13 protein-coding genes and 2 pseudogenes are annotated in these 18,846 nt (G+C 44.2%); 8 read left to right on the top strand and 7 right to left on the bottom strand.

Going from position 1 to position 18,846, the window contains the following annotated elements:
- The first annotated feature begins 262 nt into the window (after positions 1 to 262).
- Positions 263 to 1,837 carry a peptidase M1 gene (locus tag A0256_05960; GenBank protein AMR30999.1) on the top strand — a complete coding sequence of 525 codons (1,575 nt, stop codon included), beginning with the start codon at positions 263 to 265 and terminating at the stop codon, positions 1,835 to 1,837.
- Positions 1,838 to 1,992: 155 nt separating this feature from the next.
- Here A0256_05960 and A0256_05955 read toward each other — a convergent pair whose 3' ends face one another.
- The 6 genes from A0256_05955 to A0256_05930 form a co-directional block, all read right to left on the bottom strand.
- Entirely contained in the window at positions 1,993 to 2,556 is a 564-nt protein-coding gene (locus A0256_05955; GenBank protein ID AMR30998.1) for an elongation factor P, read from the bottom strand.
- 107 nt (positions 2,557 to 2,663) lie between these two features.
- Complete coding sequence (locus tag A0256_05950) at positions 2,664 to 3,284, bottom strand: ABC transporter ATP-binding protein (GenBank protein AMR30997.1); 621 nt, start codon at positions 3,282 to 3,284, stop codon at positions 2,664 to 2,666.
- 177 nt (positions 3,285 to 3,461) lie between these two features.
- Positions 3,462 to 4,247 carry an acyl-[acyl-carrier-protein]--UDP-N-acetylglucosamine O-acyltransferase gene (locus A0256_05945; protein AMR30996.1) on the bottom strand — a complete coding sequence of 262 codons (786 nt, stop codon included), beginning with the start codon at positions 4,245 to 4,247 and terminating at the stop codon, positions 3,462 to 3,464.
- A 1-nt stretch (position 4,248) separates the two neighbouring features.
- Positions 4,249 to 5,658 carry a UDP-3-O-[3-hydroxymyristoyl] N-acetylglucosamine deacetylase gene (locus A0256_05940; protein AMR30995.1) on the bottom strand — a complete coding sequence of 470 codons (1,410 nt, stop codon included), beginning with the start codon at positions 5,656 to 5,658 and terminating at the stop codon, positions 4,249 to 4,251.
- Positions 5,659 to 5,723: 65 nt separating this feature from the next.
- A complete protein-coding gene (locus tag A0256_05935; GenBank protein AMR30994.1) occupies positions 5,724 to 6,767 on the bottom strand; it encodes a UDP-3-O-(3-hydroxymyristoyl)glucosamine N-acyltransferase in 1,044 nt (347 codons plus the stop codon).
- 1,098 nt (positions 6,768 to 7,865) lie between these two features.
- Positions 7,866 to 9,092 (bottom strand): phosphohydrolase, encoded by a 1,227-nt coding sequence (locus tag A0256_05930; GenBank protein AMR30993.1) that lies wholly within the window; start codon positions 9,090 to 9,092, stop codon positions 7,866 to 7,868.
- Positions 9,093 to 9,229: 137 nt separating this feature from the next.
- On the opposite strand from A0256_05930, the gene A0256_05925 reads away from it, so the two are divergent.
- The 4 genes from A0256_05925 (at position 9,230) to A0256_05910 (ending at position 13,075) form a co-directional block, all read left to right on the top strand.
- Positions 9,230 to 10,783: a two-component system response regulator gene (locus tag A0256_05925; protein AMR34444.1), complete on the top strand. Its 1,554-nt coding sequence runs from the start codon at positions 9,230 to 9,232 to the stop codon at positions 10,781 to 10,783.
- A 219-nt stretch (positions 10,784 to 11,002) separates the two neighbouring features.
- Positions 11,003 to 11,377, top strand: a complete 375-nt coding sequence (locus A0256_05920) for a twitching motility protein PilT (protein AMR30992.1) — start codon at positions 11,003 to 11,005, stop codon at positions 11,375 to 11,377.
- A gap of 4 nt (positions 11,378 to 11,381) precedes the next feature.
- A complete protein-coding gene (locus A0256_05915; protein AMR30991.1) occupies positions 11,382 to 11,798 on the top strand; it encodes a tRNA threonylcarbamoyladenosine biosynthesis protein TsaE in 417 nt (138 codons plus the stop codon).
- 50 nt (positions 11,799 to 11,848) lie between these two features.
- Positions 11,849 to 13,075, top strand: coding sequence for an alanine dehydrogenase (locus A0256_05910; GenBank protein AMR30990.1), 1,227 nt, complete (start codon positions 11,849 to 11,851; stop codon positions 13,073 to 13,075).
- A 12-nt stretch (positions 13,076 to 13,087) separates the two neighbouring features.
- Here the strand turns inward: A0256_05910 and A0256_05905 are convergent, their stop codons facing one another.
- Positions 13,088 to 13,666, bottom strand: coding sequence for a hypothetical protein (locus tag A0256_05905; GenBank protein AMR30989.1), 579 nt, complete (start codon positions 13,664 to 13,666; stop codon positions 13,088 to 13,090).
- A gap of 85 nt (positions 13,667 to 13,751) precedes the next feature.
- On the opposite strand from A0256_05905, the pseudogene A0256_05900 reads away from it, so the two are divergent.
- The 3 genes and pseudogenes from A0256_05900 (at position 13,752) to A0256_05890 (ending at position 18,723) form a co-directional block, all read left to right on the top strand.
- Positions 13,752 to 14,690: pseudogene (locus A0256_05900) on the top strand (ribonuclease BN).
- A gap of 188 nt (positions 14,691 to 14,878) precedes the next feature.
- Positions 14,879 to 16,117, top strand: coding sequence for a hypothetical protein (locus A0256_05895; protein AMR30988.1), 1,239 nt, complete (start codon positions 14,879 to 14,881; stop codon positions 16,115 to 16,117).
- Positions 16,118 to 16,209: 92 nt separating this feature from the next.
- Positions 16,210 to 18,723 (top strand): annotated as a pseudogene (locus tag A0256_05890) (hypothetical protein).
- The last annotated feature ends 123 nt before the right edge of the window (positions 18,724 to 18,846 follow it).

The following is an 18,846-nucleotide window of genomic DNA, read 5'->3' as shown; positions in this document are numbered from 1 at the left end:
GGAACACCCGAAATAGCATTAAATCTGATTATCAAGGCATTATATAATTTTGATGAAACACCCTGAAACACCTTTATAATTGATTTTCAATTATATGCATTTTTCGGTGGAACACCTTTTAGCGACTTGGAACAAATTGATGGAACACCATTAAAACGGCGTCATCCTAAAAGAAGTTAGATATTTAACGATGAATCGCCTTGTGGAATTTGACGTTCCGGGAAACCAAATTTGTTAATTTAGTCAGAAAATCATTTGAGCTATGCGTCCATTTTATTATGCCCTTTCTTGTCTGTTAATCGCTTTTAATCAAATCACGGTAGCTCAGCAGCCGGACGCAGTTATAGATGTCCAGCATTATAAATTCGCATTGCAGGTAAACGATAACAATAACGCCATTAAAGGGCATGCCGCGGTAACTGTTAAGTTTTTAAAGCCCTCTGGGAGTTTTTATTTAAACCTGGTAAAAAAGAATGCCACCGGAAAAGGCATGCTGGTTACTTCGGTAACAGAGCTGGGCAAACCCCTTAAATTTAGGCAGGATAGTATTACCCTGGTTATCAACAGGGGTGGTAAACTCAACAGCACGCATACCTATATAATAAAATATAATGGCGTCCCTGCCGATGGCCTCATCATCTCTACCAATAATTACAAGCACCGCACGTTTTTTGGCGATAACTGGCCCAATCGTGCCCAAAACTGGCTGCCCTGTGTAGATCATCCAGCAGATAAAGCTACCGTTGAATTTATGGTAACCGCACCGGATCATTATAATGTTGTAGCCAATGGTTTAAAGCAAAAAGAGCAGCAACTGCCCAGGCACCTCAAACTCACCCACTGGAACGAATCGGCACAGATCTCTACCAAGGTGATGGTTATCGGCGTGGCCGATTTTGTGATCGACCATACCGGAAATGTAAATGGCATTCCGGTTTATACCTATGTGTTTCCGGAAGATAAGGCAACCGGCTTTAAAAGCTATGCTGTTGCCAAAGAGATCCTACCCTATTTCATCAATCATGTGGGTCCGTTTGCTTATGAGAAACTGGCTAATGTGCAGTCTAAAACTATTTTCGGGGGCATGGAGAATGCCAGTGCCATCTTCTATTTTGAAGAATCGGTAAATAGCAAAGGGATAGAGGAGCTGATGGCGCACGAGATAGCCCACCAATGGTTCGGCGATGCCGCCAGCGAAAAAAGCTGGGCCAATTTGTGGCTCAGCGAAGGCTTCGCCACTTATATGACTAACCTGTACCTCGAAAATAAATATGGTGCCGATACGCTGAAAACCCGCCTGGCTGCCGACCGTAAACAGGTGATAGCGTTTGAACAGAAACGCCTCACCCCTATTGTTGATACCGCGGTAACGGGTAATTACATGCAGCTGCTAAATGCCAACAGCTATCAAAAAGGCGGCTGGGTTTTGCACATGCTAAGCCGAAAGTTGGGAGATGAGTTATTCTGGATGGGTATCCGCGCTTATTTTGCCAAATACAACGGCAAAAATGCCCATACCGATGACCTGAAACTGGTGATGGAGCAAACCAGCCGCACCGACCTTAAACAATTTTTTAAACAATGGCTCTATACAGCAGGACACCCTGTTTTAAAGATTGAGAAAACTTTTGATAAGGCATCAAAAACCATAGCACTGAAGATCATACAAAAACAAGATGCGCTTTATGAATTTCCGTTAGCGTTTACGATTGAAGGACGTCCCGGGCTAATCCAGGTAACAGAAAGGGAAACAAGCATTAAATTAGGCGCCAGTTCGGATGATGTGGTGTTCGATCCAAACGTAGACTTGCTTGCAACGATTGATTTGGCCGATTAGTATCCGGGCATCAATGTTGTTTAGTTAAGCAATTTTCAATTTGCGCCTATAGGTGCAACAGGTCGGCAGGCAATTAAAACGTCTATATTCGCATGCCGTAGGTATGCCAGATGTACTTTCGGTGAATCAAGTTTGAAATTTCCTGGCGGCTTCGCCTACCCTTTCACGCGTTCTACATAGGTGCCGGTAGCGGTATCAACCTTTACTTTATCGCCAATATTGATAAACAATGGCACGCGGATCTCTGCACCGGTTTCCACAGTTGCATTCTTTTGTGCGCCGGTTGAGGTATCGCCTTTTACGGCTGGTTCCGTATAGGTGATCTCTAACTCGGCAGAACCCGGAACAGAACCCATAATAGGTTCGTCGCTCTCAAAAGCTACCACCACATTTGCCCCCTCTTTCAGGAATTTAACCGCACTGCCAAATAAAAACTTAGGCACATTATGCTGATCGAAAGTGGCATTATCCATAATCACCAATGAATCGCCGTCTTCATATAAATATTGATAGTCGCTGGTTTCTACACGGCGAATATCCACCTCTTCATCCGTACGAAAACGGTACTCTACTAATTTGCCCGATCTCACGTTACGCATCCTGGCCTGGTAAAACGCGCGCAGGTTGCCGGGTGTGCGGTGTAAAAAGTCTTCTACCTGTACCAGTTCGCCATTAAATCGCAGGATATTGCCATTCTTTATTTCAGATGCCTTTGCCATAAATTTTACAATTGAGGTGACAAAAATAATTATTAGATGTGAGATTTGAGAAAGGAGATTTGAGATTGACCGAGCGTGAAGCTGCCCCGGATCTGAAATTTGGCAAGCTACACTTTGTAATCTGCTATACTCAACCTGTGCTTACAAAAGCTGTACTCGTGCTCCTGGTTGGAGCATACGATAGTTAAGCGGTCGGCACTATATTTTTCAATCAGGCTGAGGTACCAGTCGATGCCCTGTGTATCCAGGTTGGAGGTAGGTTCATCGAGCATCAGCATAGGCGTGTCCGAGCAAAAGGCAAGTGCCAGCTTTAACCGCTGTTTCATGCCGGATGAAAAATACTTAATCAGCTTATTAGGGCTGCCCGGCAAGTTCAGCATTGCTATGATGGCTGCTTTATCCAAACCGGCTCTATAAAGCTTGAATTTGAAATGAAAATCGATGATCTCTGCCAGGCTGAACTCCTCAATCAGTTCCAGGTATGGTGCGGCCAGGCTGAGGTACGTGAAAACGCCCTCTGGCTCTACTTTTTTATCTTCATAAGTATAGCCCAGGTCTCCGGTTGATGGGGCCAGGCTGCCGTTCAGCACCTGCAGTAAAGTAGATTTTCCCGACCCGTTAGATCCCAGTATGGCGTAGCTATCTTTATTTTCGAAAGTATAATCAACCCCCTTAAAGATCCATTCCCGGTTAAAGCGGCGCCCAATATTTTGAAGGGAGATTTTCATTTGTCTATCGGAATCAGAATTTTCAGAATTAAAGGATTTTCAGAATAATAGTTCAATGAATGAGCGCGTAAAGACTTTTTGCTTATGCTTAATACGGTAAGATTTAATGTCTGACAGGAAGGTTGGTGAAGAACATTCTGCTCATTCTAAAATTCTTTAAATTCCGATTCCGAAACCTTATAAAGCCCCAAATCCTTTCATAATACCTCTTTGTGAATTTTGCACAAAATTAATGATCTCGTCGCGCTCCACTGTTGGGTTAAATTCGGCCTCTATGATATCAAGGGCTTTGGTAACATTATATTTTTTGAGGAAGATGATGCGGTAAATCTCCTGGATCTCGTTGATGGTAGTGGCTGAGAAACCCCTCCTGCGCAAACCTACCGAGTTGATCCCGATGTAAGAAAGCGGCTCGCGGCCAGCCTTGGTGAATGGCGGAACATCTTTACGCACCAGCGACCCGCCGGAGATCATACTATGAGCACCAATTTCAACAAACTGATGTACGGCAGATGTACCGCCGATAAAAGCGTGGTCGTAAACATTGATGTGCCCGGCCAGCTGCACCGAGTTGGCTATGATCACGTTATCGCCAATAACGCAATCATGAGCCACGTGCACATAAGCCATCAGCAGGCAATTGTTACCAATGGTCGTAGTATTTTTGTCTAAGGCGGTACCGCGGTTAAGGGTAACGCATTCGCGGATAACGGTATTATCGCCTATGGTAACAGTGCTGGCTTCGCCTTTATACTTCAGATCCTGCGGTGGTGCAGATACAACCGCCCCAGGGAATATACGGCAATTTTTGCCAATACGGGCACCATCCATAATTACCGAGTTGGACCCCACCCACGTGCCCTCACCAATTTCTACATCTTTATGGATGGTAACAAAAGGCTCAATAACTACATTGTCGGCTATTTTGGCCTGCGGATGGATATATGCCAGGGGTTGTATCATCTTATTTATATCTAACTATTTGCGCCATCAGTTCGGCTTCTACCACTATCTTCTCTCCTACCATACCAATACCCTTCATTTGGGCAATACCACGGCGGATAGGAGCAACCAGGTCACAACGGAATATTAACGTATCGCCGGGCAATACCTTATCTTTAAACCTTGCATTTTCTATTTTCAGGAACAGCGTTAGCCAATTTTCAGGGTCGGGCACAGTGTTCAGCACCAAAATACCGCCCGTTTGCGCCATGGCCTCTATCTGCAAAACTCCTGGCATTACCGGTGCGCCGGGGAAATGGCCCACAAAAAATGGCTCATTCATGGTAACTGCCTTTAAACCTACCACGTGTGTTTTGGTGAGCTCGAGGATCTTATCAACCAGCAGCATTGGCGGGCGGTGCGGCAATATGTTCATAATTTGAACAGTATCATATACCGGTGTCATGTTGGGATCGTACACTTTAACGTGCTTGCGGCTCCGCTCTTTCTTGATGAGTGTTTTAATCTTTTTAGCAAAGGCAACGTTTGCTGCATGGCCCGGCCTTGCTGCCATAATGTGCCCTTTTAAGGGTACACCAACCAGCGCCAGGTCACCAATCATATCCAGCAGTTTATGGCGGGCTGGTTCGTTCTGGTGGCGCAGCTCGATATTGTTCAATATCCCTTGCGGTGCTACGCTGATATCCTTACGGTTAAATAGTTTAGCCAGGTGCGCCAGCTCTGCTTCATCAACCTTCTTATCAACTACTACAATCGCGTTATTTAAATCGCCGCCTTTGATCAGGTCATGCTTAAGCAATGCTTCTAACTCGTGCAAAAAGCAAAAGGTACGGCTCGATGCTATTTCTTTTTTAAACTCGCCAATGGTTGATATGGTAGCATGCTGGCTGCCCAGCACCTGCGAATTATAATCAACCATACAGGTAAAACGATAATCGGCATCTAAAGGCATGGCCACCATTTCAACTTTGCGGTCCGGTTCAGAATAGTGAATGTTGTATGGGATGTGGTAATACTCCCGGTCGGCATCCTGTTCGGTAAAACCAATGGCTTCAATGGCATCAATAAACTGGATAGAACTGCCATCCATAATAGGGGTCTCGGGCCCGTTCATATCAATCAGCACGTTATCCAGCTCCAAACCAACTAAGGCAGCCAGCACATGCTCAACCGTACTTACACTTGCCCCGTTTTGGGTAAGGGTGGTACCGCGTGATGTATCGGTTACGTTATCACAATCGGCATCGATGATAGGCTGACCCGGTAAATCCACTCTCCGGAATTTATAACCGTGCTTTTCTGGCGCCGGATTAAAGGTCATGGTAACGCTTTCGCCGGTGTGTAAACCGGTACCTGAGATGGAAACAGGTGCCTTAATAGTTCTTTGTTTTACGTTCATCTTAATGTTCATTGGTTCATTAATTCAATTGCCATTTTGGTGCTACGGACCAAAGCCCCGCATACGGGAGTGACCAATTAATGAATACTTTTCTTTAATTCAGCAATTATATTTTCTAACTCTAAAACTCTTTTTTCAAGATCTGGCAAGCGGCTTACCACTACGTTAGATCGCATATTACTGCCATAGGGCAATGCAGGCGACCCTCCCCACTTTTTACCTTCTTCTTTAATTGGCCGGCTTACGCCAGATTGTGCCTGCACCTGGCTGCCTTTTGCAATACTAATATGGCCTACTATGCCAACCTGGCCGCCAAGCATTACATTGTTTTCCAGGCGGGTGCTGCCAGCAATGCCGGCTTGCGCAGCGATTACTGTGTTTTCACCGATCTCAACATTGTGGGCTATTTGTACCAAATTATCAAGCTTGGCGCCCTTATGTATCAAAGTAGAACCCATTGTGGCACGGTCAACAGTTGTATTAGCACCAATTTCAACATCATCTTCTATTACAACATTGCCTATTTGCGGTATCTTATTGAAGGTTCCGTTTGCCTGTGGGGCAAATCCAAAACCATCGCTACCGATGATTGCCCCGGAATGAATAGTAACATTATTACCTATTACACAATCAAAATATATTTTTACTCCGGGGAATAAAGTAACATTATCGCCAAGGGTTACATTATCGGCAATATAGCAATTAGGGTATATTTTGCAGTTTTTGCCAAGCTTTACATCCTGACTAATATAGGCGAAAGCCCCGATATAAACATGCTCGCCCATTTGCACCGTTTCATGAATAAATGATGGCTGCTCTATGCCAGCTTTCCTCAGTTTTATATTATTGTACTGCTCTAGTAATAAGGTAAAGGCCGTATAGGCATTCTCCACCCTGATCAGGCTGGCGCTTACCGGGCCGGTTAATTGCTGATCGTTATTAACAATAACAATAGATGCGTTTGTGGTATACAAAAACTGCTCATACTTGGGGTTAGCCAAAAACGATAAAGAGCCCTGCTGCGCTTCCTCAATTTTGGCTAGCTTGCTAACGGCCGCGAGCGGGTCACCCTCAACGGTTCCGTTCAGCATTAAGGCGATATCCTTAGCGGTAAATTGCATGCTGCGAATTTAAGTTTATTTTATGTTTCTGTATAACGGTTTAATTATAGGTTTCAATACTGCTATTTAGGTTTGTTAATAGGCCCCAACAGCGCATGCTGAGTGGACTCACCCCGGGTTCGCTTCGCTGCCCGACCCTCTCTACCTACGGTAAAGAGGGTAAAACACAATGGCCGTTCTTTCTCCCTTTTAACTCACCCCGGGTTCGCTCCGCTGCCCGACCCTCTCTACCTACGGTAAAGAAGGTAAATCAAAAAGGCCGTTTGTGCCTGCCTTTTAACTCACCCCGGGTTCGCTTCGCTGCCCGACCCTCTCTACCTACGGTAAAGAGGGTAAATCAAAAAGGCCGTTTGTGCCTCCCTTTTTACTCACCCCGGATTCGCTCCGCTGCCCGACCCTCTCTACCTACGGTAAAGAGGATAAAACACAATGGCCGTTCTTTCTCCTTCTTTGCGTAGCAGAGAGGGGGCGGGGGTGAGTTAAATCCGCACTTTTAACTCCCCCCGGATTCGCTCCGCTGCCCGACCCTCTCTACCTACGGTATAGAGGGTAAAACACTGGCCGTTCTTTCTCCCCTCTTTGCGTAGCAGAGAGGGGGCGGGGGTGAGTTGAATCCGCGCCTTTTTACTCACCCCGGGTTCGCTTCGCTGCCCGACCCTCTCTACCTACGGTAAAGAGGGTAAAACACAATGGCCGTTCTTTCTTCCTTTTTAACTCACCCCGGGTTCGCTCCGCTGCCCGACCCTCTCTACCTACGGTAAAGAGGGTAAAACATTGGCCGTTCTTTCTCCCCTCTTTGCGCAGCAGAGAGGGGGCGGGGGTGAGTTGAATCCGCGCTTTTTACTCACCCCGGGTACGCTTCGCTGCCCGACCCTCTCTACCTACGGTAAAGAGGGTAAAACACAATGGCCGTTATTTCTCCCTTTTTAACTCACCCCGGGTTCGCTCCGCTGCCCGACCCTCTCTACCTACGGTAAAGAGGGTAAAACACAATGGCCGTTCTTTCTCCCCTCTTTGCGTAGCAGAGAGGGGGCGGGGGTGAGTTGAATCTGCGCTTTGCACGCTCCCCGGGTTCTCTTCGCTGCCGCTTTAAGCGAGCTATATCAAATCCTTACTATAACAAAGAATATATTTCTTAACTGTTTTCGTTAAAGCCTCCAAATTAGAATTATCGCTCGCCATTGCAATATCTGTTGTGTCGCCATTCTTCATTAAGATATGAATGTTGCCATCGCCTTTGGTATAAGCATTGTTGCGGATAATATCTGTAAACACAAAGTATGATGCCTCATGCTCGCTGATGTTGTAGCGGTCCACCGCCCTGCGCCGCAACTCCAAAATAAATGCTTCGTCGGGCTTTTCGGCAGCTATATCTACATGAAATAACCTTCTGTTAATAAAATTAGTGCAAAGCTTGGCTAGTACAAAATCATCGCTGTCCACCCAAATTTTTACAGCAGCCATCACGTCGTTATCATCTAGTTTGGCAAAAACCTCCAGGTGGCGCTCGTCATTAATAAAACTTTCTATAGATACGATGTTATCCAGGAAATGGTTCAGCGCAGGAGTAATGTTAAACTTTTGGCCCTGCATGGCCAGCTCCCTGCTGCGATTAAATATCTTACAAAGCAGCTGCTCCCCTGCTATTACTGTTTTATGCAGGTAAACCTGCCAGTACATCAGCCTGCGTGCTATCAGAAACTTCTCTATCGAATATATACCCTTCTCTTCCACCGTAATACTGTCATCTTTTACATTCAGCATCTTAATGATCCGGTCTGAACTGATCACACCTTCTGATACGCCGGTAAAAAAACTATCGCGGTTAAGGTAGTCCAGCCTATCCATATCCAGCTGACTGGAAACCAACTGGTGCAAAAACTTTTTTGGATAAATGCCTCTGAAAATTTCTATCGCCAATGATAACCTGCCCTCAAATTGCTGGTTCAGTTTATCCATTAGTAAAATAGAAATATCCTCATGATCGATACCCTCTATAATGGTTTGCTCCAAAGCATGCGAAAATGGGCCATGGCCTATATCATGCAGCAAAATGGCAATCATCAACCCTTCTTTTTCTTCAGCGGTAATTTCACAGCCTTTATTGCAAAGCGTTTCTATTGCGGTACTCATCAAATGCATGGCGCCAATGGCATGATGAAAGCGTGTATGCAGCGCGCCGGGATACACCAAATGTGTCATTCCCAACTGTTTAATATAACGCAGCCGTTGAAAGTAGGGATGTTCGATAAGGTCAAACACCAGCTCGGAAGGAATGGTGATGAACCCGTAAACCGGGTCGTTTATTATTTTCTTTTTATTCAAAGCGGCATTTAAGATTGCAAAAGTGCCTAATTATGACAAAACAAGCACCATGTTATTGTTAATATATGTTAAACGTTTCTATATTTTTACAACAAATAGTACTACCAAGGGGTTATAATAGGGTAAAATAAATGATTATGCAGGATACTTCCATTTTATGGGCCGACGACGAGATTGACTTGTTGAAACCGCACATAATGTTTTTAACTGAAAAAGGCTATAAAGTTACTACGGTAACTAATGGCCACGATGCTTTAGACGAATTCAAGAAACAATACTTCGACCTGGTTTTCCTTGATGAAAACATGCCCGGCTTAACCGGACTGGAAACCTTGTCGCAAATAAAAAATATACGCAGCGATGTCCCTATTGTTCTGATCACCAAGAACGAGGAAGAGTATTTGATGGAAGATGCCATCGGATCGAAAATTGATGACTACCTTATTAAACCGGTGCATCCTAAACAAATCCAGCTCACCATAAAAAAGCTTACCGAAAACAAGCGTTTGGTTACCGAGAAAACTACCATGGCCTACCAGATGGATTTCCGTACGCTGGGGATGACGCTGAATGACAATCTGAGTTTTCAGGAATGGGTAGATGTTTATAAAAAACTGATCTATTGGGAGCTGGAGCTGGAAACACTGGAAGATGCGGGCATGCACGAGATCCTCACCTTGCAAAAGGCAGAAGCTAATGTGCAGTTCTGTAAGTTTGTAGAACGTAATTACCTCGATTGGGTAAAAAACCCGGATACTGCACCAACTTCATCACCGCAATTATTCAAGAAAAAAGTTTTCCCTAAGCTGGATGGTAATGGCCCGGTATTTTTTATCCTGATAGATAACTTAAGGTACGATCAGTTTAAGATCATCAACCCCATCATCTCCGAGTATTTCCGGTTGGAAGAAGAAGATACTTATTTCAGTATTCTGCCAACGGCAACACAATATGCACGTAACGCCATTTTCTCTGGGCTGATGCCGCTGGATATGGAAAAACGATATCCGCAAATGTGGCAGAATGATGAAGATGAGGGTGGGAAAAATTTATATGAAGCAGATTTTATCGCCGATCAGTTAAAAAGGACGCTGCGACGCGAGATTAAACACTCGTATCACAAAATCCTCAACATTGATGAGGGCCGCGCTTTGAATGAGTCGGTAAATAACCTCATGGGTAACGACCTGAATGTGGTGGTTTACAACTTTGTAGATATGCTGAGCCATGCCCGTACGGATATGCAAATGATCCGCGAGCTGGCGAGTGATGATGCGGCCTACCGATCGTTAACCTTATCCTGGTTTGAACACTCCCCGTTATTTGATCTGCTTAAATTCCTGGCATCAAAACAGGTAAGGGTAATTATTACGACCGATCACGGGACCATTAAAGTGAAAAATCCAAGCAAGATCATCGGCGACAGGAATACGAATACCAACCTGCGTTACAAACAAGGTAAAAACTTAAATTACAACGCAAAGGAAGTATTCCACATCCGCAACCCGCATGATGCCATGCTGCCTAAGCTGCATGTAAGCAGCAGCTTTGTTTTTGCCAAAGGCGATAGTTATTTTGTATACCCAAATAACTATAACCACTTTGTGAATTTTTACAATGAAACCTTCCAGCACGGTGGTATATCGCTGGAAGAAATGATCATCCCGATTGTTACATACGGGCCGAAATAATATCAAAAATAAACTTCAAGACCTGAACATGGAGGCTTGAAGTTTATTCTTAGTATTGTGTATATTTGAGTATGGTAGTAGTAATAAAAACGGCCAAAGATATTGCCAAAACCAAAAAAATTCTGGCAGCAAGGCAATCTAAAAAATTTGATGCCAAAAAATTTTGTGGGGTTTTAAAAACTGATGAAGATGGATTAGAAATTCAGTTGCGATTGCGTAATGAATGGAGTTGATCTATTTATTGACACTAACATCTGTATTTATTTACTAAATGGTGATGTTAAGTTAGCTAACCTTTTACAAGATCAAAATATTCATATTTCTTTTATTACAGAAATTGAGCTGTATGCTTTTCATGGACAAACCAACGAGTCCGAAAAGGTATTAAATGATTTTATTAGCTCTGTAACCGTATTTGACGTTACCCATTACATCAAGCATAGAACCATACACATCAGAAAACAATTCAAATTAAAGTTGCCAGATAGTATTATTGCGGCATCTGCATTAACGAAGCAACTACCGTTTATTACTGCTGACAAAAACTTTAAAAAAATTCCGGAATTGGAGTTGTTTTTGTACGAACATATTTAAGGGAATGGATATCCAAATCACCTCGTTAGACGACCTCGGCAAAGCTGCACACGAAATAATTTCCTTTGCAGGCAGCAGTAGTATATTTTTGTTCTATGGCGATATGGGGGCAGGTAAAACAACGCTCATTAAATCGCTTTGTGCTGCTGTGGGCGTTAATGATGAAGTAACCAGCCCAACATTTTCTATCGTTAACGAATATGAAAGTGCTGGTGACCCTGTTTACCATTTCGACTTTTACCGCTTAAAGGATACGAACGAGGCCCTTGATATGGGTTACGAAGAATACTTCTATTCGGGCAATTACTGCTTCATTGAATGGCCCGAAAAAATAGCCGGGCTGATACCGGATCAGTACACCAGTGTACGCATTGCTGTTTTAGGTAACAGCAAGCGGCAACTAACTGTGGAAAACATTTGACGTTCATACCCGTTGTTTTTCTTATCTTCATCATCCGGAAATAAAATATCATGAGTTCAGGGAAATATAGCGGGTTTTCTGATGTTGCCAGGCAGGCAATGATGCAGCCACAGGAGTCGATGCTGGAGGTTAAAAGCAAGAAGAATAAACTTTACATCGGCATTCCAAAGGAAGTTTCCTTCCAGGAAAACCGCATTCCGCTTACACCACTTTCAGTTGCGCTGCTGGTTAACAACGGCCATGATATCCTGCTGGAAAGCAATGCCGGGCAAGCCGCCAATTTTTCTGACAATAATTACAGCGAACAAGGCGCCCAAATTGTTTACGACACCAAGCGGGTTTACGAGGCCGATATCATCATTAAGATTGCACCGCCCACTATGGACGAGATTGCAATGATGAAACCCGGGCAGTTGCTTATTTCCGCATTGCAGGTATCAACCTTAAAAGCAGAATGCCTGCATGCCCTGTTAGCCAAAAAGATAACGGCTATTTGCTTTGAGCATTTAGAAGATGAAGGCGGTACATTAACCGTTGTACGCGCCATGAGCGAAATTGTAGGTGCCACCTCCATACTGATAGCTGCCGAATACCTCAGTAATATTTTTGAAGGTAAGGGCCTGATGCTGGGTGGGGTAACCGGTGTTCCCCCTACCGAAATCGTGATCCTTGGTGCTGGTACGGTTGGCGAATATGCCGCACGTACTGCAATCTCTTTAGGAGCAGAAGTAAAGGTGTTCGACCCATCCATCTATAAACTGCGTCGTTTGCAGAATAATATCGGCACCAGGGTATTTACGTCGGTTGTGCAACCTATCGTTTTAGAAAAAGCCATTACGACCTGTGATGTAGCCATTGGCGCAATCCGCGCTGATGATGGCCGCAGCCCATGCCTGGTATCTGAAGCTACCGTGAGCCGCATGAAACCCAACTCGGTTATTATAGATGTAAGTATAGATCAGGGTGGCTGTTTTGAAACCTCAGAGGTAACTAACCACACGCACCCGGTGTTCAGAAAGTATGATGTGATCCACTACTGCGTGCCCAACATCGCATCGCGCGTTGCGCGTACTGCAACTTATGCGCTAACCAATATTTTTGCACCAATTCTATTAGATATCGGCGAACATGGCGGCCTAAAAAATGTGATCTGGAAAAAGGCCGGCATCCGCAATGCGGTATACATTTACCAGGGGCACCTCACCAACAAACATATGGGTGAGCGATTCAGCATCCCCTGCAAAGATCTTGAACTGTTAGTGGTAACCAATCATTAAACCAGCCCCCGGTTAATAATGGGTGGCCGGGGCGATAAATTGCTGCACCGGGCGGTTATCTTCTTTATATTTCTGCGGCAGTTCTGATTGATGGTGTAACATGCCGTAATAACTGATCTCCAGTTGTCTTTCTCCCGAATCCTGAATGGTTAATTTGAAGACCATATCATAATCATCATCGTCCAGTGTTTCAAATGGCACTTTAGACCCAAAGGCCCCCAATAGCGGCATCAATGTATTAGAATGGCCAATGACAACTAATTTACTGCCACGAAAGTTTTTAAGAACGGCTGCAGCAAACATTTTTACGCTATCTCCATACAGCCTGGGTAGCAATTTGAGTTGCGCGGCGAGCGGTCTGGCGGTTTGGCCTGCCCTCTTAAATTTAGTAACATAAATAGCTTTTATCTTTTCATGCTTTAACATCTTAGCAAGCGCTTCTGATCTTTTGAGTCCATCGGGAGAAAGGTTGGCATCATTGGCAAACTGTGGTGTTCCGGCCTCTTTTTCGGCATGCCGTACAAACCAAATTGTAGTTTTTTGAGCAAAGGCACTATAATTGCTAAGGGATAAACAGACAAAGAATATCATTAACGCTTTAGAGGGAGTGAGAATTTTTTGCATTGCAATTTATTAAAGCAGTTTTACGATAAAGGTATTTACATTATATATTGATATGAAGTTTTTTAGCAAAGAATATTTAAAACAGTTCTGGAAGGTTTTAGTAGCCACTTTTAGTAATTTTTCTGATGATAATGGCCTAAAACTAAGCGCATCACTGGCATATTATACGGTGTTTTCGCTGGCACCGTTGCTGATTTTAATTATCTCCCTCGCCGGCCTTTTTTTGGGGCATGATGCAGCTACAGAAAAGCTTTATCCGCAAATAGAAAGTTATGTAGGCGCTCAAGCTGCTGTTCAAATTCAGGACATGCTAAAAAACTTACAACTCTCTGGCAAAACCTGGACAGCCGTAGTAATTGGTGTTGTTACCTTGCTGCTCGGTGCCAGCAGTATTTTTATAGAAATTCAAGATTCTTTAAACAGAATTTGGCGGGTTAAGGCTAAACCAAAAAGGGGTTGGGTAAAATTGTTACAAAACAGATTTTTGTCTTTTTCACTGATCATTAGTCTTGGCTTTTTATTGTTGGTTACCCTGGCCATAAATTTACTGATCGCAGCCCTTCAAAATCAGATCACTCACTTTTTACCAAGCATTACCAGTAAGCTGATCGAGATCATTAACCTGGGTATTACCCTAATGGTCATCTCTACCCTGTTCGGTATCATATTCAAATTCCTGCCCGACGTGAAGATCAGGTGGAAGGATGTACGCTCAGGAGCTATCTTTACTGCTATCTTATTTATGATCGGCCAGTACGTTATCAGCCTTTACATCACCTATACCGCACAGGGATCGGCTTACGGGGCGGCAGGGTCATTAATTGTTATCCTCGTTTGGATCTATTATACCGCTGCTATACTATACATCGGTGCTGAGTTTACGCAAGTTTATGCTGAAGCAATCGGTAGCCATATTGAGCCGGCTGAATACGCTGTGCATATCCAGCAAACAGAAGTGGAACGGTCTGTAACTACCTTACCGGCGCAAAACCCCGAGCTTAAAGGTAACCTGAAATGTGATGACCCGAAAGATGCAAATTGCAACAACGGCGAAGGCAGTAAAAAAGGCTAACTCCCGCTGTTTGAAAGTTTAGGTAAGTGCTGGCTAATTTGTTAGCGCGATGGCGGTATATTTTTTGATAAAATATTACTGTACATTTAGCTACCAATTATACCGGCTTGTTTGCTGCCATCCATATCATAAATACAAAGGTTTTATGGCTTATCGCTGTACTTTCCTTTTGCTGCTTGTCGGTTTCTGCACAGTTTTTTGATGTTGACACCGGCCGCAAGAATGTTAATATCCCCTTTAGGGTTATCCGCAATATGGTTGTTATCAAAATGCAGATCAACAACAGGGGGCCATTTAATTTTGTACTGGATACTGGTGTGGGCCTCATGATCATGACAGATCCGGCAATGGTTGATTCGATCAACCTCACCACCAAACGGAGCATCAAAATTACCGGGTTAGGTACCGATGGCGATTATGAAGCTTTTGTAACCCCGCCGCTCAAGCTGGTTATCCCTGGCCTTTTCAGCAACGGCATATCGGCAGCTATCCTAAAGAAAGACTATTTTAACCTCTCCTCCTACATAGGAATGCCCGTGCATGGCCTGTTAGGTTGGGATTTTTTTAATAACCTGGCTGTTAAAATAAGTTTTAGCGATAGCACCCTGACCGTTTGCCGCCCTAAAGACCTGAAAGGAACAAAGAAAAGCCAGCGGGTACCCATTACCATTGAAGATAAAAAGCCTTATCTGGAAACCATGGTATCTTTCCCTGATGGCAAAAAGATAAAAAACAAGCTGGTAATAGATTTGGGTGCGGGGCACCCTTTGTCGTTAGAGAACCTGATTAAGGTCAACGGGCTCCCCAAAAACTACATTAAAGCCAACCTGGGGGTAGCGTTGAACGGCCCCATTTTTGGCTACATTAGCCGGATAAAAGAAATCGCACTAGGCAAATACAAAGTCAAAAATGTGATCACATCCTTTCCGGATGACAATTACAATTCGCGAACATATACGGTTCCGCGCGATGGTAACCTGGGCATTGGCATCCTCAAAAAATTCAATGTGATATTTGACTATACCAACAGCGCCATCTACCTAAAGCCGAACAACACTTTTAATGAACCCTTTGAACACGATATGAGCGGCATTGAATACTACTCTGCCGGCAACGCGCTGGACCATTTGATCATTAGCCGGGTAGAACCAAATTCCCCGGCAGATGAAGTCGGGTTAGAAAAAAATGATGAAATAGTCTCCATCAACTTTAAGCCGGTATCAAAAATGGGGATAGAGGAAGTTGATAATCTTTTAAAATCAAGAAGCGACCGCAGCATCCTGCTAGAGATATATCATGATAAACGTTACGACAAAGTGATTCTTACCCTCAAACGCCGAATTTAATGTCTTTGTAATAAACCTGTTGCCATGTTGCAATTGCTATATTATTGCATATTTTTAGCGCTTGCTTTTTACCGATTAACTTAACGATTTAAATGAACACACCTTTACGGGCAGGCATCCGCTTGCGCGTAGCAATTGTGATACTTGCCGTATTGGCCGGTTCATGCGCTACAAAAAAACAAACCGCATCAACAGTTACCCTAAAAACCACAACCACCCCGCGCGGCTCAACCGCTACCGCTACCGTTGGCCCCGCGAAAAAAGAAGGCATCAAAAAATTTGCCGACCTGGTGGGTAAAGTGAAAGCAGACGATGGCCTTTTCCCAACCTATAAGGTTGACGGCAAATACTATTTTGAAATCCCCGACACTTTGCAGAACCGCGAAATGCTCGTAGTTACGCGCTTTGTGAAAACCCCTGTAGGCTTAAAATCTTTTGGCCAGCAGTATGGTGGTGAAGAAGTTAACAACCAGGTTTGGAAATGGGAACGTCATGATAAGCAAGTTTTTATTCGCGTGCCGAGCTACTCCGTACGGGCAGATAGCACCAGTGATATGTATCAGTCTGTTAAGAACTCCAACCTGGATGCAGTACTGGCCTCCTTTGATATTAAAGCGTATAATAAAGATACCACCGGTGTTTTGGTAGATGTAACCGACATGTACAATGGTGATATACCCGCCATCAGTCTGCCCGATAACATCAAAAAAGCGTATAAGGTGAGCACTATCGATAACACCCGTTCTTACATCGATACCATTAAGAGCTTCCCTATCAACGTTGAAGTGCGCACCTTAAAAACTTTCCGTGCAACAGAATCTCCAACCGATAATACCAACGCGGCGTTAACTTTCGAGCTGAACACCTCTATGCTGTTACTGCCGAAAACACCAATGAAGGCGCGCCTGATGGATGCTCGTGTTGGCTATTTTGGCCAGGCACAAACAGACTATGGTACCGATGCACAAAAAGCAGAGGTGACCTCCTACATCCACCGGTGGAAGCTGGAGCCAAAAGATGAGGCTGCTTATGCCCGCGGCGAACTGGTTGAGCCTAAAAAACAAATTGTTTACTACATAGACCCGGCTACACCGAAAAAATGGGTACCCTACTTAATTGCTGGTATTAACGATTGGAATAAAGCTTTTGAAGCGGCCGGCTTTAAAAATGCCATTGTTGGTAAAGCCGCGCCAACGGCTAAAGAAGATCCTGAGTTTAGTACCGAAGATGCACGTTACAGTGTGATCAGGTATTTTGCATCAGATGTACAGAACGCCTACGGGCCTCATATTTCAGATCCGCGCACGGGCGAGATCCTGGAGAGCCATGTTGGCTGGTATCATAATGTGATGAGCTTATTGCGCAACTGGTATTTCATTCAAACAGCTGCAACCAATAACAACGTTCGCAACCCTAAGTTTACCGATACCCAAATGGGCGAGCTGATCCGTTTTGTTTCTTCGCATGAAATAGGTCACACGCTGGGCCTTCCGCATAATTTCGGTTCCAGCTATGCTTATAAAGTAGATTCTTTACGCTCTAAAACCTTTACAACCACGCATGGTACGGCACCGTCTATAATGGATTATGCGCGTTTCAATTATATAGCGCAACCGGGTGATGGTGTAACCCGGTTTTACCCCCAAATCGGCGAGTATGACCTATGGTCGGTTAAATGGGGCTACAGCTATTTTAACGGCAGCAAAACGCCTAAGCAGGAAAAGGAAATGCTGGATGTTTGGACAAAAGAACGTGCCGGCAATCCCTTATATTACTTCGGCCGCCAGGGAACGTCTATTGATCCCCGTTTGCAAAACGAGGATTTGGGCGACAATGCAATGAAAGCAAGCACCTATGGCATTGCCAACCTGAAACGCATTTTACCGAATATAGAAAAATGGACCTTTCAGAAAGGAGAGGATTTTGATGATGTGCAAGCGCTATACAATGAAGTTATCGGGCAATTCAATCGTTATATAGGCCATGTTACCATGAACATTGGCGGCATGAACGAGAACTTTAAAACGTACGATCAAAAAGGACCGGTTTATGGTTTTGTAAGTAAATCGCTGCAGCATGATGCCGTTGTTTTTCTTGATCAGCAATTGTTTAAAACACCAAGCTGGTTAGTATATACACCGGAGCTGAGCAAATTTGATAACGGTGTTGTGATCAGCCGGATAAAATCTGTACAGGTAAATGCCCTGGCAAATGTGCTAAGCCCATCCCGGATGGCTCGCATGTTTGATAATGAAGCAAAATCAGGCGCGGGTGCCTACACAGTAAATAATTTATTTGCAGATCTGCGCCCGGGCATTTTCCCGGCAGGCAAGCCAGACCAGTTTCAACGCAACCTGCAACGTGGTTACGTTGATAATTTGAAGATGTTTTTAAATACAGATGCAAGCCAGTCTATCCCTGGTGCTACTTCTGCTCAGTTGGCCAACTATGGCTTAACGCCGATCAACATAGCGCTATCTGATATCCGCCCATTGGTGAGGATCGAGCTGACTAAAATAGCTGCAAGCTTGCCAAAAGGTGGGGACGAGTTAACGGCCGCACACTACGCCGACCTGCGCATAAGAATAAAAGAAGCGCTTAACCCTACCAGGCCGATTGTAAATATTGCAGGGGCAACTCCGGGTAGGCTGACTGAAATTGAACAGCCGGAAACAGAAATAAATTATTAAGTACTTTGTGGCTTTAAAAAGCCACGGATGAATAATTGT

Source organism: Mucilaginibacter sp. PAMC 26640 (assembly GCA_001596135.1).
Taxonomy (GTDB): Bacteria; Bacteroidota; Bacteroidia; order Sphingobacteriales; family Sphingobacteriaceae; genus Mucilaginibacter.
This window is presented reverse-complemented; position numbering and strand designations above follow the sequence as displayed.